At 64.6% G+C, this 15048-nt stretch carries 15 protein-coding genes and 2 tRNA genes; 9 read left to right on the top strand and 8 right to left on the bottom strand.

What is annotated here, in order from left to right:
- Positions 1–155: 155 nt before the first annotated feature.
- The 8 genes from RMP09_RS13835 (at position 156) to RMP09_RS13800 (ending at position 6826) form a co-directional block, all read left to right on the top strand.
- Positions 156–1085 carry a polyprenyl synthetase family protein gene (locus tag RMP09_RS13835; RefSeq protein WP_310566561.1) on the top strand — a complete coding sequence of 310 codons (930 nt, stop codon included), beginning with the start codon at positions 156–158 and terminating at the stop codon, positions 1083–1085.
- Between the two features lie 53 nt (positions 1086–1138).
- Positions 1139–1215: transfer RNA gene (locus tag RMP09_RS13830), tRNA-Pro, on the top strand.
- Between the two features lie 165 nt (positions 1216–1380).
- On the top strand, positions 1381–3114 hold the full coding sequence (gene pilB, locus RMP09_RS13825; RefSeq protein ID WP_310566560.1) for a type IV-A pilus assembly ATPase PilB: 1734 nt from the start codon (positions 1381–1383) through the stop codon (positions 3112–3114).
- A gap of 32 nt (positions 3115–3146) precedes the next feature.
- Positions 3147–4364 (top strand): type II secretion system F family protein, encoded by a 1218-nt coding sequence (locus tag RMP09_RS13820; RefSeq protein ID WP_310566559.1) that lies wholly within the window; start codon positions 3147–3149, stop codon positions 4362–4364.
- On the top strand, positions 4364–5215 hold the full coding sequence (locus RMP09_RS13815; RefSeq protein WP_310566558.1) for an A24 family peptidase: 852 nt from the start codon (positions 4364–4366) through the stop codon (positions 5213–5215). The genes RMP09_RS13820 and RMP09_RS13815 overlap by 1 nt, the downstream gene beginning before the upstream one ends.
- Positions 5216–5217: 2 nt before the next feature.
- Positions 5218–5826 (top strand): dephospho-CoA kinase, encoded by a 609-nt coding sequence (coaE, locus tag RMP09_RS13810; RefSeq protein WP_409559729.1) that lies wholly within the window; start codon positions 5218–5220, stop codon positions 5824–5826.
- 38 nt (positions 5827–5864) lie between these two features.
- Positions 5865–6620, top strand: a complete 756-nt coding sequence (gene zapD, locus RMP09_RS13805; protein WP_310566556.1) for a cell division protein ZapD — start codon at positions 5865–5867, stop codon at positions 6618–6620.
- A gap of 8 nt (positions 6621–6628) precedes the next feature.
- Complete coding sequence (locus RMP09_RS13800; protein ID WP_310566555.1) at positions 6629–6826, top strand: DNA gyrase inhibitor YacG; 198 nt, start codon at positions 6629–6631, stop codon at positions 6824–6826.
- Positions 6827–6832: 6 nt separating this feature from the next.
- Here RMP09_RS13800 and RMP09_RS13795 read toward each other — a convergent pair whose 3' ends face one another.
- From RMP09_RS13795 to RMP09_RS13775, 5 genes are all read right to left on the bottom strand, one after another.
- A complete protein-coding gene (locus RMP09_RS13795) occupies positions 6833–7279 on the bottom strand; it encodes an NUDIX domain-containing protein (RefSeq protein ID WP_310566554.1) in 447 nt (148 codons plus the stop codon).
- Positions 7280–7284: 5 nt separating this feature from the next.
- Entirely contained in the window at positions 7285–8163 is an 879-nt protein-coding gene (locus tag RMP09_RS13790; protein ID WP_310566553.1) for an ATP-binding protein, read from the bottom strand.
- A 112-nt stretch (positions 8164–8275) separates the two neighbouring features.
- The gene (argJ, locus tag RMP09_RS13785; RefSeq protein ID WP_310566552.1) at positions 8276–9523 is read right to left on the bottom strand and encodes a bifunctional glutamate N-acetyltransferase/amino-acid acetyltransferase ArgJ; all 1248 of its coding nucleotides are present in this window, start codon (positions 9521–9523) and stop codon (positions 8276–8278) included.
- Between the two features lie 131 nt (positions 9524–9654).
- Positions 9655–12399, bottom strand: coding sequence for a preprotein translocase subunit SecA (gene secA, locus RMP09_RS13780; RefSeq protein WP_310566551.1), 2745 nt, complete (start codon positions 12397–12399; stop codon positions 9655–9657).
- A 170-nt stretch (positions 12400–12569) separates the two neighbouring features.
- Positions 12570–13520 (bottom strand): M23 family metallopeptidase, encoded by a 951-nt coding sequence (locus tag RMP09_RS13775; RefSeq protein ID WP_310566550.1) that lies wholly within the window; start codon positions 13518–13520, stop codon positions 12570–12572.
- A gap of 49 nt (positions 13521–13569) precedes the next feature.
- On the opposite strand from RMP09_RS13775, the gene RMP09_RS13770 reads away from it, so the two are divergent.
- Positions 13570–13890: a DciA family protein gene (locus RMP09_RS13770; RefSeq protein ID WP_310566549.1), complete on the top strand. Its 321-nt coding sequence runs from the start codon at positions 13570–13572 to the stop codon at positions 13888–13890.
- Positions 13891–13947: 57 nt separating this feature from the next.
- Here RMP09_RS13770 and RMP09_RS13765 read toward each other — a convergent pair.
- The 3 genes from RMP09_RS13765 to RMP09_RS13755 form a co-directional block, all read right to left on the bottom strand.
- Positions 13948–14023, bottom strand: a tRNA-Thr gene (locus RMP09_RS13765).
- Between the two features lie 27 nt (positions 14024–14050).
- A complete protein-coding gene (locus tag RMP09_RS13760) occupies positions 14051–14563 on the bottom strand; it encodes a ClpXP protease specificity-enhancing factor (RefSeq protein WP_310566548.1) in 513 nt (170 codons plus the stop codon).
- A 60-nt stretch (positions 14564–14623) separates the two neighbouring features.
- Positions 14624–15048, bottom strand: a 425-nt coding sequence (locus tag RMP09_RS13755; protein ID WP_310566547.1) for a glutathione S-transferase C-terminal domain-containing protein, incomplete at its 5' end; no start/stop codon positions are given.

Below are 15048 nucleotides of genomic sequence, written 5' to 3'. Positions count from 1 at the left end.
CCCCCCCCCCCCCCCCCCCCCGCTGCCGGAACCCTCAAGGATGCGCTTTCTATAATCCCGAGCTTTCCGGCCCCGCCACTGCGCTTCTGCGCCCAAGCATCTTGTCCTCTGCTGTCAACGCCACCACCCAAGCTCTGGAACTCATTCAGCCGGACATGCAGCGGGTCGACCATGTGATCGGCGAGCGCCTGAGCACAGACGTCCCCCTGGTCCGCGAGGTGGCCCAGTACATCATCTCGGCCGGCGGCAAGCGCTTGCGCCCGGCCCTGCTGCTTCTGGTCTCCGGCGCCCTGGGCTGCGAAGACCCCGACCGGCACACCCTCGCCGCAGTGGTCGAATTCATCCACACCGCAACGCTGCTGCACGATGACGTGGTGGATGAATCCACACTCAGGCGCGGCCGCGAGACCGCCAACGAGCGGTTCGGCAACGCTGCCAGCGTGCTGGTCGGTGACTTCCTGTACTCACGTGCCTTCCAGATGATGGTGGACGTCAACCAGATGCGCGTGATGCAGGTGCTGTCAGAAGCCACCAACGTGATCGCCGAAGGCGAGGTGCTGCAACTGATGAACATGCACGATGCGTCGCTGGACGAAGCCGCCTATCTGCGCGTCATCCGCTCCAAAACCGCCAAGCTGTTCGAGGCCAGCGCCCGACTGGCCCCCATCCTCGCGGGCGCACCCGCCGAGGTCGAGGAACTGTGCGCCACCTACGGACAAGCCCTGGGAACCGCGTTCCAGGTGATCGATGACGTGCTGGACTATGAAGGCGATGCAGAACTGCTCGGCAAGAACCTGGGCGACGACCTGCGCGAAGGCAAAGTCACGCTGCCCGTGATCTGTGCATTGCGCCAAGGCACCGAAGCGCAAAACACCCTGATTCGCCAAGCCATCGAGCACGGCGATGTGGCACATCTGGACGAAATCCTGAACATCATCCGCCAAACCGGCGCACTGGACATGGCTCGCCAGAGCGCCATGGCAGAGGCCCAGCGGGCGATTGATGCGGCACAACAACTGCCTGCCAATCGGTACCGCGAAGCTTTGCTACAATTGGCGGCTGGACTTCAGGAGCGGCGCTCCTGACACGTTCAACAAAGCGGTTATTCAACCGCTGACGATAGACCCACCGGGTTCATCGGGGTGTAGCTTAGCCTGGTAGAGCGCTACGTTCGGGACGTAGAGGCCGGAGGTTCGAATCCTCTCACCCCGACCAGTCATTTCTTTGCTTTCGCGTGACTTTGATCGACCCAATAACCCATGGGTCGCATCTCTTTTAGCGTCCTTCTTACAACGCCAGCCGCGCAACAATGTGGAAATTCCACACAAGTTGCGTCAATAATGACAGGCAAGTCGTTGATTTAAGATAGATTACGCGCTTATGGCATCTGTCGACACAGTGATCCAGGACACCCCTTCCATGGCCCTACCAGGCCTTGGGCGCGCGCTCGTGTCGGCTGGAAAACTGGGACAAAAAGCGGCCGAAGACCTTTACAAGAAGGCGCAAAGTGCCCGCACGAGTTTCATCGCAGAGTTGACCGGCTCGGGCGCGGTGTCGGCCTACGACTTGGCTCACACCATGTCGGCGGCTTTTGCGGCGCCGTTGCTGGATCTGGACGCCATTGACGTGCAGCGCCTGCCCAAAGGGCTGCTGGACGGCAAGATCTGCTTGGACTACCGCATTGTGGTGCTGAGCAAGCGCAGCAACCGCTTGATGGTGGCGACCGCAGACCCCTCGGATCAGCAAGCGGCCGAAAAGATCAAGTTCGCGACTCAGATGGGTGTGGACTGGGTGATCGCCGAGTTCGATAAGCTCAGCAAGCTGGTCGAGAGCCAGTCCACTTCGGCCAACGAGGCCATGGACAACATCATCGGCGGCGATTTTGAGTTCGATGAAATGACCACCGAGGCGGTGGTTGCCGACACGAACGAGAAAGCGTCTGACGTTGACGACGCTCCGGTGGTCAAGTTCCTGCACAAGATGTTGCTCGACGCGTTCAACATGCGGGCATCCGACCTGCATTTCGAACCCTACGAGCACCAGTACCGGGTGCGCTTCCGTATCGATGGCGAATTGCGCGAGATTGCCTCCCCACCGATCGCGATCAAGGACAAGCTGGCGTCCCGCATCAAGGTCATCTCGCGCATGGACATCTCCGAAAAGCGGGTGCCGCAAGACGGGCGCATGAAGCTCAAGGTGGGCCCCGACCGGGTGATTGACTTCCGGGTCAGCACATTGCCCACCCTCTTCGGCGAGAAGATCGTGATCCGTATCCTGGACCCGAGCAGCGCCAAGGTCGGCATCGACGCGCTGGGCTACGAGCCGGAGGAGAAAGAGCGTTTGCTCAGTGCCATCAGCCGTCCTTACGGCATGGTGCTCGTCACCGGTCCCACCGGTTCGGGCAAGACGGTGTCGCTCTACACCTGCCTGAACATGCTGAACAAGCCGGGCATCAACATCTCCACGGCCGAAGATCCGTCCGAAATCAACCTGCCCGGGGTCAATCAGGTCAACGTGAACGAGAAGGCCGGACTGACATTCGCCGCCGCACTCAAGGCCTTCCTGCGCCAGGATCCCGATGTGATCATGGTCGGCGAAATCCGCGATCTGGAGACGGCCGACATTTCCATCAAGGCCGCCCAGACCGGTCACATGGTGCTGTCCACACTGCACACGAACGACGCCCCGACCACGCTCACGCGGATGATGAACATGGGCATTCCCACGTTCAACATCGCATCCAGCGTGATCCTGATCACTGCGCAGCGTCTGGCGCGGCGTTTGTGCCCGACCTGCAAAGCACCGCTGGACGTTCCCAGAAAAGCCTTGGTCGATGCGGGATTCAAGGCAGAAGACCTGGATGGCACATGGACACCCTATAAGCCCGTGGGCTGTTCGGCCTGCAACAACGGCTACAAGGGCCGTGTTGGCATCTACCAGGTGATGCCGATTTCGGAAGAAATCCAGCGCATCATTTTGCGCGGCGGCAGCGCCCTGGACATTGCCGTACAGGCGGGCGCAGAAGGTGTGCGCACGCTGCGCGAATCGGGTCTGCTCAAGGTGAAACTGGGCCTGACCTCGCTGGAAGAAGTGCTCAGCGTCACCAACGAATGAGCGGGCTCTGACCGCCCGAACCCGAGGAATCCATGGCCACCGCAGCAAGCAAAAGCACCAAGGACTTTGTCTTCGAATGGGAAGGCAAGGACCGCAATGGCAAGACGGTGCGCGGCGAAACGCGGGCGGGTGGCGAGAACCAGGTGCTGGCCGCCTTGCGTCGTCAGGGCATCGTCCCGGGCAAGGTCAAAAAACGCCGGACCGCCTCCGGCAAGCGGATCAAGCCCAAAGACATTTCCATCTTCACGCGTCAGCTTGCCACCATGATGAAGGCTGGCGTGCCCCTGTTGCAGGCCTTTGACATTGTCGGTCGCGGCAACCCCAACCCCAGCGTGACCAAGCTGCTCAACGACATTCGCACCGATGTCGAAACCGGCACCTCGCTGAGCGCGGCCTTCCGCAAAAACCCGCTGTACTTCGACAGCCTCTACTGCAACCTGGTGGAAGCCGGTGAAGCGGCCGGTATCCTGGAAGAGTTGCTGGACCGCCTGGCGGTCTACATGGAAAAGACCGAGGCCATCAAGTCCAAGATCAAGTCGGCGCTGATGTATCCGATCTCGGTGATCATCGTGGCGTTTGTGGTGGTGGCGGTCATCATGATTTTTGTGATCCCCTCGTTCAAAGAGGTGTTCACTTCTTTTGGCGCCGATCTTCCGGCGCCCACATTGTTCGTGATCGCCCTGAGCGAATTCTTTGTCAGCTACTGGTACCTGATCTTCGGCGGTCTGGGCGGCGGCATCTACTTCTTCCTGCAGGCCTGGAAGCGCAACGAAAAGGTCCAGCACTTCATGGACCGCGTCCTGCTGAAAATGCCCATTTTCGGCACCCTGGTCGAAAAATCTGTGATCGCGCGCTGGACGCGCACCCTGTCCACCATGTTTGCGGCGGGCGTGCCGCTGGTGGAGGCCCTGGATTCTGTGGGTGGCGCGTCTGGCAATTCGGTCTACAGCATGGCCACGGAAAAAATCCAGCAGGAGGTTTCCACCGGCACCAGCCTGACCAACGCCATGACCAATGCAAACATCTTCCCGTCCATGGTGCTGCAGATGTGCGCCATCGGCGAAGAATCGGGTTCCATCGATCACATGCTGGGCAAGGCAGCCGACTTCTACGAGGCCGAGGTGGACGACATGGTGGCGGGCCTTGCCAGCCTGATGGAACCCATCATCATCGTGATCCTGGGCACGCTCATCGGCGGTATCGTGGTGTCCATGTACCTGCCCATCTTCAAGCTGGGCCAGGTCGTTTGATGCCGGCGCTGGACGCCGCGCTGCTGGGCCTGCTGGGGTTGCTGGTCGGCAGCTTTCTCAATGTGGTGATCCACCGGTTGCCGCGCATGATGGAACTGCGCTGGGCGGCCGAGTGTGCGCACATGCAGGCCCAGGTGGGCACGGACCACGCGCCTTCCACCTCCGCAGAGCCCTTCAACCTCATGGTGCCGCGCTCGCGTTGCCCGCACTGTGGCCACCAGATCCGCTGGTTTGAAAATGTGCCGGTGCTGAGCTACCTCGCCTTGCGCGGGCGGTGCGCGGGTTGCCGCACCCCCATCAGCGCACGCTACCCGCTGATCGAACTGCTGAACGCCGGCCTGTTCGCCTGGTGCGGCTGGCGCTGGGGACTGACCCCCACGGCCCTGGTCTGGAGTGGCTTCGCCGCCGCCGTGCTGGCCTTGGCAGCCATCGACTGGGACACCACCTTGCTGCCCGATGACATCACCTTGCCGCTGGTGTGGGCGGGCTTGTGCGCCGCCGCGCTGGGCCTGAGTGGCACCCCCCTGCCCCAGGCGTTGTGGGGTGCGGTCGGCGGCTATGTCTCGCTCTGGCTCGTGTACTGGGGTTTCAAGCTCGCCACCGGCAAGGAAGGCATGGGCTACGGCGATTTCAAGTTGTTTGCCGCCTTGGGCGCCTGGTTCGGCTGGCCCGCGCTCATCCCGATGATCCTCATGGCCTCGCTCATCGGCGCGGTGGTGGGCATCGGCATGAAGGTTTTCAGCCAGTTGCGCGAAGGCGGCTATGTGCCCTTTGGCCCCTTCCTTGCACTCGCCGGCCTGACCGCCATGTTCTTTGGCCCCTCGTCCATCCTGGCGGCCATCGGTCTTTGAACATGGACGCGGTGCGCACTCCGCTGCGACTGGGCCTCACGGGTGGCATCGGCAGCGGCAAAAGCACGGTGGCGCGCTTGCTCCAGGCCCGTGGCGCCACGGTGATTGACGCCGACGCCATTGCCCGCGCTTGCACCTTGGCCGGTGGCAGCGCCATGCCCGCGGTGGCTCAGGTCTTCGGCGCCGAGTTCGTGACCTCCGACGGCGCCTTGGACCGCGACCGCATGCGGGCTCACGTGTTCGCCCAACCCGATGCCCGCGCCCAACTCGAAGCCATCGTGCACCCGCTGGTGGGCCAGGAAATCGCGCGGCAGGCGGCCGCATCGCGCGCCCGCTGCACCGTGTTCGACGTGCCGCTGCTGGTCGAGTCGCCGCACTGGCGACTGCAGCTGGACTGGGTGCTGGTGGTGGACTGCACACGCGAGACCCAGGTGCAGCGGGTGCTGGCCCGCAACGGCTGGGACCGCGCGACCATTGAATCGATACTGGACAGCCAAAGCCCGCGCGAACGTCGGCTCGCGGCCGCCGACACCGTGATCTTCAACGACGGTCACGAGATTGAACACCTGCAGCGCGAGGTGACCCGGTGGGCCGACCGGTTCGGGCTATGATGGCCCTCGTTTCCGCCGCCACTGCCCTATCCGCCGCTGTGATCCTGTACGAATACCCCTTCAACGAACGCATTCGCACTTACCTGCGGCTTGAACAGCTGTTTCGGCGGCTGGCCGAACTGGTCCCGCGCACCCACGCACTGGACCACCATTTCGCGATCCAGACCATCTTCGAAATCATGGACGTGGCCTCGCGCGCGGACATGAAAACCGATGTGCTCAAGGACATCGACCGCCACAAGCAGCAGCTCAACAGCTACCGCGGCAATCCGGCCATTTCCGAGAAGGCGCTGGACGAGGTCATCGCCCAGCTGGACGCCTGCTTCACCCAGCTCAACGGCCTGCCCGGCAAGACCGGCCAGGCGCTGACCGAGAACGACTGGCTGATGAGCATCCGCAGCCGCATCGGCATTCCCGGCGGCACCTGCGAGTTCGACCTGCCCGCGTACTACGCGTGGCAACACCAGACGGCCGAGCGTCGCCAGGCCGATTTGCAGGCATGGGCCCAGACCCTGGCCCCGCTGGCCGAATCCATCGTGCTGCTGATGAAGATGATGCGCGACTCCGGTACGCCACAAAAAGTGGTGGCGCCAGGGGGCCAGTTCCAGCAGAACTTGCCACAGGGCCGCACCTTCCAGCTGCTGCGGCTGCGCATGGACGCCGGCTCTGGTTTGGTGCCCGAGATCAGCGGCAACCGCCTCATGATGTCGGTGCGCATGATGCGCCAGGGCGACGGCCACCGCCTGCACGCAGCGGCCGAAGACGCGGCCTTCGAACTCACGCTCTGCGCCTGAGGCCCGCCATGTCCGACAGCCCGTCCACCGTCAAGACGGTGCGCTGCCCCGCTTGTGGCGGCCCCAGCGTCTACGCACCGTCCAACCCCTACCGCCCCTTCTGCTGTGAACGCTGCAAAGGCATGGACCTGGGGGCGTGGGCGAGCGAGCACTTCCGCCTGCCCGAGCGCGAGCCCAACAGCAACCCGGATTTCGAACAGAACTGAAGCGGCTCAGGCCGCGGCGGCCTCTTCGGCCAGCCACGCCAGCACGGGAAGGGTGCCCGGCAATACCGGCGCACAGCGCACCGGCAGGCGCTCCCAGCCGAACTGCTGCCCTTCGCGCATGTGCAGCGCCCCGCTCCAGTCGAACACCTTGCAAAAGTGCAGCCGCACCAGCGCGTGCGGATAATCCACCAGCTTTTCACGCCAGGGTTGGGCCGCACCGATGGTGATGCCGATCTCTTCCTGCAGTTCGCGGCGCAAGGCCTGCTCCACGGTCTCACCCGCTTCGAGCTTGCCGCCCGGGAACTCCCAGTAGCCCGCGTAGACCTTGCCCTCGGGCCTTGAGGTCAGCAGGAAAGCGCCGTCCGATGCGATCAGCACACCCACGGCCACATCGGTCACAGCGCGTTCGCCGGACGAGCCCCCGCCATCCACCACCAGCACGTCATCGGCCATGCGCGTCACCCGCCTGTGGCGTGAGAGCCCGCGTAATCGCGCGCGAACTGGTAGGCCACGCGGCCGCTGCGCGAACCGCGCTCCAGCGCCCACACCAGCGCCTGGTGGCGCGCCGCCTCGATGGCCACAGCAGACACCTTGAACGAGGCCAGCCACTGCGCCACGATGGTCAGGTACTCGTCCTGGCTGAACGGGTAGAAGCTGACCCAGAGGCCGAACCGCTCGGAGAGGGAAATCTTCTCCTCGACCACCTCCCCGGGGTGCACCTCGCCATCGGGCGTGTGCGTGTACGACAGGTTTTCCTTCATGTACTCGGGCAGCAGGTGGCGGCGGTTGCTGGTGGCGTAGATCAGCACGTTCTGCCCGGCAGCCGACACCGAACCGTCGAGGATGGACTTGAGCGCCTTGTAGCCGGCTTCACCGTCCTCGAAACTCAGGTCGTCGCAGAACACGATGAAACGTTCCGGCCGATCGGCCACCACGTCCACGATGTCGGGCAGGTCCACCAGATCGGCCTTGTCGACCTCGATCAGGCGCAGCCCCTGCGGCGCGTACTCGTTGAGGCAGGCCTTGACCAGTGACGACTTGCCGGTGCCGCGCGCACCGGTCAGCAACACGTTGTTGGACGGTTGCCCCTGCACGAACTGCAGCGTGTTGCGCTGGATCTTATCCTTCTGCCCATCGATTTCCTGCAGGTCGGCCAGGCGCATCTGCGCCACATGGCGCACCGGCTCCAGCGCGCCGTGGCCGCTGCTGCGTTTGCGGTAGCGGTAGGCAACGGAGGCGGACCAGTCGGGCGCGCCCAGCGGCTGGGGCAGCACCGATTCGATGCGGGTGATCAGCTGTTCGGCCCGTTCGATCAGACGTTCGAATTTTTCATTCATCACAAGGCCCTCTGCGTACAAGTGTCCCGTCCAGAGACATCGCGGAACCGGCTCAGCCGGGCCGCTGATGTCGTCCCCTTGAGGGGGCCGCGCACAGCGCGGCGGAGTGAGATCAAGAACGGTAGTCCGCGTTGATGGTGACGTAGTCGTGGCTAAAGTCGCAAGTCCACACCGTCTCGGTGACGTTGCCGCGGCCCAGACCGATGTGCACCAGGATCTCGGCCGCCTTCATCACGCGCTGTCCGTCTTCCTCGCGGTAGTCGGGGTTGCGTCCGCCCTGCTTGACCACGTGCACGTCGCCCAGGTGCAGCTCGATCTTCGTCGCGTCCAGATCACCGATGCCGGCGTAGCCCACGGCGGCCAGGATGCGGCCCAGGTTCGGGTCGCTGGCGAAGAATGCGGTCTTGACCAGCGGCGAGTGCGCTACGGCGTAGGCGGCTTTCAGGCACTCCTCGCTGTTCGCCCCGCCCTCCACGCGCACGGTGATGAACTTGGTCGCGCCTTCGCCGTCGCGCACGATGGCGTGCGCCAGGAACTGCGCGACTTCGGTCATCACCGCCAGCAGCGCCTGGGCGTCGGCGCTCTCCAGGTCGGTCACCGACACGTTGCCCGCCTGCCCGGTCGCCACGACCACAAAGGAGTCGTTGGTCGAGGTGTCGCCGTCCACCGTCACACGGTTGAACGAGGTGTCGGCCAATCGTTTGGCCAGCGTGTTCATCAGCGCCGGCGCCACAGCGGCGTCGGTGGCCACATAGCCCAGCATGGTCGCCATGTTGGGGCGGATCATGCCCGCGCCCTTGGCGATACCGCTCACGGTCACGGTCTTGCCGCCGACCACGGCCTGGCGGCTGATCGCCTTGGGCAGGGTGTCGGTGGTCATGATGCCTTCGGCCGCCTTGAGCCACTGCGCCCCTGCAGCGCCGGCGGCACTGCCCGCATCGGCCAGCGCGGCGGGCAGGCCGCCGATCAGGCGGTCCAGCGGCAGCGGCTCCATGATCACGCCGGTGGAAAACGGCAGCACCTGTTCGTGCTGCACGCCCAGCGCCAGGGCCAGCGCGCTGGCGGTCTGGCGCGCGTTCTGCAAGCCCGGTTCACCGGTGCCGGCGTTGGCATTGCCGGTGTTGATGACCATGGCGCGGATGCCCTGCCCCGCCGCCAGGTGGTCGCGGCACACCTGCACCGGCGCCGCGGCGTAGCGGTTCTGCGTGAACACAGCGCCCACGGCGCAGCCTTCGTCGAGCAGGAACACCGTCAGGTCCTTGCGGTTGGCCTTGCGAATGCCCGCCTCGGCCACGCCGATGCGCACACCCGCCACGGGCAGCAGGTCCTGGGCTTGGGGAGCGGTGTAGTTCACGGCCATGGCATCAGACTCCAGTCAAAAGAAACGCAACAAATGAGGGGTTTCCATCCAGAACGCCGCGGAACTGGCTCCGCCAGGCCGCAGGCGTTGTCCCCCTGGGGGGGAAGCGGCGACAGCCGCACAGGGAGGTATCAGCTGAGCGCGCCGTGGCACTGCTTGTACTTCTTGCCGCTGCCACACGGGCAGGGGTCGTTGCGGCCGACGCGCGGCACGTCGGCCGCCACCGTCGCCGCGTCCACCGTGGACTCGGCTTCACCGGTATCGGTCGGCGCGGTGTAGGTCACGTTGGCGATGTGTTCCGCCTTCGCTTCCATCTGCTGCGCCGCTTCGCTCACCTGCTCGGGGCTCTGCACGCGCACGTTCATCAGGATGCGCGTCACGTCGTTCTTCACGCTGTCGAGCAACTGACCGAACAGCTGGAAGGCTTCGCGCTTGTATTCCTGCTTGGGCTGCTTCTGCGCGTAGCCGCGCAGGTGGATGCCCTGGCGCAGGTAGTCCAGCGCCGACAGGTGCTCGCGCCACTGGCCGTCAATGGTCTGCAGCAGCACCATGCGCTCGAACTGGGTGAAGTTCTCTTCGCCCACCAGCGCGAGCTTGGCTTCGAACGCGGTCTTGGCCGCCGCCTGCACGCGTGTGACGATCTCTTCGCCGTCGATGGATTCGGCGTCCGACACCCAGCTGCTGACCGGCAGGTCCAGCGCCCATTCGTCGCGCAGCAGTTGCTCCAGCGCGGGCAGGTCCCACTGCTCCTCCACGCTGCCTTCGGGCACGAACTGGTGCACCAGATCGGCAAAACTGCCGTCGCGCAGCGAGTCGATCTGGGCGTGCAGGTTTTGCGCGTCCAGGATGTCGTTGCGCTGCTGGTAGATCACCTTGCGCTGGTCGTTCGACACGTCGTCGTATTCCAGCAGCTGCTTGCGGATGTCGAAGTTGCGCGCTTCGACCTTGCGCTGCGCGCTCTCGATGCTGCGCGTGACGATGCCGGCTTCGATCGCCTCGCCCTCGGGCATCTTCAATCGGTCCATGATGGCGCGCACCTTGTCGCCGGCGAAGATGCGCATCAGCGCATCGTCCAGGCTCAGGTAGAAGCGCGAGGAGCCCGGGTCGCCCTGGCGGCCCGAACGGCCACGCAACTGGTTGTCGATGCGGCGGCTTTCGTGCCGCTCGGTGGCGATGATGCGCAGTCCCCCCAGGGCCTTGACCTTCTCGTGGTCTGCCTGCCACTGCTGGCGCACCGCGTTCACGCGGGCGGCCATCGTGGTCTCGTCCAGAGACGCATCGGCCTCGACCGCCGCCACCATCTTTTCCAGGTTGCCACCGAGCACGATGTCGGTGCCTCGACCGGCCATGTTGGTGGCGATCGTGATCGCGCCCGGACGGCCAGCCTGCACGATGATGTCGGCCTCACGCGCGTGCTGCTTGGCGTTGAGCACCTCGTGCGGCAGGTTCTCGGCCGTCAGCAGCTGGGCGATGATTTCAGAGTTCTCGATCGACGAGGTGCCCACCAGCACCGGCTGGCCACGTTCGTGGCATTCGCGGATGTCCTGGATCGCCGCGACGTACTTTTCCTTGGTCGTCTTGTACACGCGGTCGAGCTGGTCGTCGCGCTTGCTCACGCGGTTGGGCGGCACCACCACAGTCTCCAGACCGTAGATTTCCTGGAATTCGTAGGCCTCGGTGTCGGCCGTGCCGGTCATGCCCGACAGCTTGGCGTACAGACGGAAGTAGTTCTGGAAGGTGATGGAGGCCAGCGTCTGGTTCTCGGGCTGGATCGTCACGCCTTCCTTGGCTTCCACGGCCTGGTGCAGGCCATCGCTCCAGCGGCGGCCAGCCATCAGGCGGCCGGTGAACTCGTCGACGATGACGATCTCGCCGTTCTGGTTCACATAGTGCTGATCGCGGTGGTACAGGTGGTGCGCCTTGAGCGAGGTCACCATGTGGTGCATCAGCGCAATATTGGCCGGGTCGTACAGCGAAGCCCCATCGGGCAGCAAGCCGGCCTGGCTGAGCAGGCGCTCGGCGTTCTCGTGGCCCTGCTCCGTCATGTGGATGGCATGGGCCTTCTCGTCCACGGTGAAGTCACCGGGCGTGATCACACCCTCACCGGTGCGCGGGTCGGCCTCGCCTTCCTGGCGCACCAGTTGCGGAATCAGCTGCTTGATCGCCATGTACACCGACGTCTGATCTTCGGCCTGGCCGCTGATGATCAGCGGCGTGCGCGCTTCGTCGATCAGGATCGAGTCCACCTCGTCGACGATGGCGTAGTTCAGGCTGCGCTGCACGCGATCGCCCGGCTCGTACACCATGTTGTCGCGCAGGTAGTCGAAGCCGTACTCGTTGTTGGTGCCGTAGGTGATGTCGGCGCCGTAGGCGGCCTGCTTCTCTTCGCGTGGTGCCTGGGGCAGGTTGATGCCCACCGTCAGGCCGAGGAAGCTGTAGAGGCGCCCCATCCACTGCGCATCGCGCGTGGCCAGGTAGTCGTTGACCGTCACGACGTGCACGCCCTTGCCCGAGAGCGCGTTCAGGTACACCGGCAACGTGGCTGTCAGCGTCTTGCCTTCGCCCGTGCGCATTTCGGCCACTTTGCCCGAGTGCAGCGCAATGCCGCCAAGCATCTGCACATCGAAGTGGCGCATCTTCATCACGCGCTTGCTGGCCTCCCGCACCACCGCGAAGGCCTCGGGCAGGATCGCGTCCAAGGTCTCGCCGGCCGCCACGCGCTGTTTGAAGGCGGCGGTCTGCGCCTTCAGTTCATCGTCGCTGAGCTTTTCGTACTGAGATTCCAGGCCATTGATGCGATCGACCGTCTTGCGGTAGGTCTTGAGCAAGCGGTCGTTGCGACTACCAAAAATTTTGGTGAGGAAGTTTGTGGCCATACAGGATGGCCCGACTGCAACGCGCCATCACGGCGCCAGGCGGGCAAAAGGGAATCGGATCGCCCCCAGCGGCATGCGCAGCCCGTCACGGGGAACTCCCCGCCATGTGCCGGCAAGCGCTTGTCTTTCAAGGGCAAAAGCGGAATTTTACCCGCCGCCACCCGATGAACTCAGGGCTTGCGGGTCTTCTGGGCCAGCTGTTCGGCCGCGGCCAGGTTGTCGCCCGCGGCGAGGAAGCGCTGAGGGTCCTGGGCCACGCCCGAGAACCAGACTTCGAAGTGCAGGTGCGGCCCGGTGGAGCGCCCGGTGGAGCCGACTTCGGCGATCTTCTGACCGCGCTTGACGATGTCACCTTTTTTGACCAGCACGCGCGAGCTGTGTGCGTAGCGGGTGATCAGGCCATTGCCGTGGTCGACCTCGACCATGTTGCCGTATGCGTGGTGGTACTCCTGCACCACCACCACACCACCCGCCGCGGCGTGGATGGGCGTGCCCACATCCCCGGGGAAGTCCAGGCCCGTGTGCAGGGCCGAGCGCCCGGTGATGGGATCGATGCGGAAGCCGAAAGGCGACCCCACCCGACCGCCCTTGACGGGCTCTTCCGTGGGCACCAGGGCGCGCTGGATTGCCTGGTCAAACAGGCGCGACTCGACCGCCATCAGCCAGTCCACACGGGAACCGCTGGCCACGTCCAGCTGGCCCATGGCCTGGTTCAGCTCTTCCATGGTCAGGGTCCGGCTGCCCACCAGGGCCCCGCCAGCGCCCGGCACCACTTTGAAATCGGCCGGATTCAGCCCCGCCAGGCCGGCGACGCGCTCGCCCAGCGACTCGATCTGCAGCATGCGCGCCTGCATCTCGCCCAGCTTGCGCGCCATGGCGTCCAGGTTCTCGCGCATGTAGAGGTTCTGCGCGTTGACATCGCCCTGCGTCACCACACGGGCCACGGACTCGAAGCCGGGCCAGCCCTGGCGCACGCCTTGCAGAAACACCCAGTGGTAGGTCGCCACGGCGCCGAGCATCAACACCAGCGAACCCAGAGCGCCCGCGGCCAGCAGCTTCAGGCCATTGAGGTGCAGGGCCTGGCTTCGGGCCAGCCATGCGTCCGTGATAATGATGTGCACAGTTTCACCTTTCTGTCGGCCCACCGATTCGGCAGACCCATCGCACCGCATGTCCACCGCCCCCCGCAGCCATCATCAGATGTTCAGCCTGGAACAGGCAGCCGGAGCAGCGCCGTCTCTGGCGGCGCTGCAGGAGCGCATACGCGAATCACAACGCTGCATGGAACGGGTTCAACACCTCATCCCCGCCACCATGCGCCGCCATGTGAAGGCCGGCCCCATCGAAGACACCGAGTGGTGTCTGCTGGTGGGCAACGCGGCCGCTTCCACCAAATTGCGCCAACTGCTGCCGGCGCTGCTGCAGGCACTGGCGCAAGGGGGCGTGCAGGTTAGCGCGATTCGCATCAAAGTCCAAGCGGCCCCGCGATGAGCGGGTCGTGCGCAAGACGCACGGCTGAACGGTTGCGTTATCGGGAAGTGCTGGTGATGGTGCCGCTTGTCTGACTCGAACAGACGACCTATCGCTTACAAGGCGAGTGCTCTACCAACTGAGCTAAAGCGGCGTTGGATACCCAACAAAGCCTGGGATTTTACTTGACGCGTTTGAGCTGGGGACGGCCGCCATTGCCCGGGCCGGCTGGCGGCGTCTCAGGGCCTGACGGCTCCACACCATCCGGAGCATCAACCGTCACCGAACGCAGGGGTTCACGGGTCGCTGCCGGTGCCGGCTGCGCCGGCACTGGGTCAACCGCGGACGATGCTCCGGAGGGCGCCTTGGGCGGTGGCGGGAACGCCATACCCTGCCCGTTTTCACGGGCGTAGATGGCCACCACATGCGTCACCGGGACCACGATGTCGCGCGGAGCCCCGCCGAAGCGCGCCTTGAACTCGATGAACTCGTTGCCCAGACGCAAGCCGCTGGTGGCGTCAAAGCTGACGTTGAGCACGATCTCGCCATTTTTGACGAATTCCTGCGGCACCTGCACCGCAGCGTCCACATGCACGGCGATGTACGGCGAAAAGCCGTTGTCGGCACACCATTCGTGCAAGGCACGGATGAGATAGGGCCGCGTCGACGGTGCTTCCTGTTCGGGGGTGTTCATGGGCAGAGTGGTGCGCTTGGACATCCAGCCACCGGCCCACAGGGGGCCGGTGAATGGGCATCACTTGCGCATGACCTTTTCGGACGGGGTCAGCGCCTCGATGTAGGCGGGGCGCGAGAAGATGCGCTCGGCGTACTTGAGCAGAGGCGCGGCGTTCTTGCTCAGCTCGATGCCATAGAAGTCCAGGCGCCAGAGCAGCGGCGCAATCGCCACGTCCAGCATGGAGAAGTTGTCGCCCAGCATGAACTTGTTCTTCAGGAACACCGGTGCCAGCTGGGTCAGGCGGTCGCGGATGTGCGCGCGGGCCTTTTCCAGTGCCTTCTCGTTGCCCTTGCTGCTGCGAGACTCGAGCACCGACACGTGGGCGAACAGCTCTTTTTCGAAGTTCAGCAGGAACAGACGCACACGGGCGCGGTCCACGGGGTCGCCGGGCATCAGCTGCGGGTGCGGGAAGCGCTCGTCGATGTACTCGTTGATGATGTTCG

It is taken from the genome of Hydrogenophaga sp., assembly GCF_031426985.1.
GTDB lineage: Bacteria > Pseudomonadota > Gammaproteobacteria > Burkholderiales > Burkholderiaceae_C > Hydrogenophaga.
Note: the sequence above shows the minus strand (reverse complement) of the source record. Positions and strands in the feature narration are given on the sequence as shown.

Coding starts and splice junctions, on each gene's coding strand:
- RMP09_RS13835 (WP_310566561.1), top strand. CDS start 156: ATGCAGCGGGTCGACCATGTGATCGGCGAGCGCCTGAGCACAGACGTC.
- pilB (WP_310566560.1), top strand. CDS start 1,381: ATGGCATCTGTCGACACAGTGATCCAGGACACCCCTTCCATGGCCCTA.
- RMP09_RS13820 (WP_310566559.1), top strand. CDS start 3,147: ATGGCCACCGCAGCAAGCAAAAGCACCAAGGACTTTGTCTTCGAATGG.
- RMP09_RS13815 (WP_310566558.1), top strand. CDS start 4,364: ATGCCGGCGCTGGACGCCGCGCTGCTGGGCCTGCTGGGGTTGCTGGTC.
- coaE (WP_409559729.1), top strand. CDS start 5,218: ATGGACGCGGTGCGCACTCCGCTGCGACTGGGCCTCACGGGTGGCATC.
- RMP09_RS13800 (WP_310566555.1), top strand. CDS start 6,629: ATGTCCGACAGCCCGTCCACCGTCAAGACGGTGCGCTGCCCCGCTTGT.
- RMP09_RS13795 (WP_310566554.1), bottom strand. CDS start 7,279: ATGGCCGATGACGTGCTGGTGGTGGATGGCGGGGGCTCGTCCGGCGAA.
- RMP09_RS13790 (WP_310566553.1), bottom strand. CDS start 8,163: ATGAATGAAAAATTCGAACGTCTGATCGAACGGGCCGAACAGCTGATC.
- argJ (WP_310566552.1), bottom strand. CDS start 9,523: ATGGCCGTGAACTACACCGCTCCCCAAGCCCAGGACCTGCTGCCCGTG.
- secA (WP_310566551.1), bottom strand. CDS start 12,399: ATGGCCACAAACTTCCTCACCAAAATTTTTGGTAGTCGCAACGACCGC.
- RMP09_RS13770 (WP_310566549.1), top strand. CDS start 13,570: ATGTCCACCGCCCCCCGCAGCCATCATCAGATGTTCAGCCTGGAACAG.
- RMP09_RS13760 (WP_310566548.1), bottom strand. CDS start 14,563: ATGAACACCCCCGAACAGGAAGCACCGTCGACGCGGCCCTATCTCATC.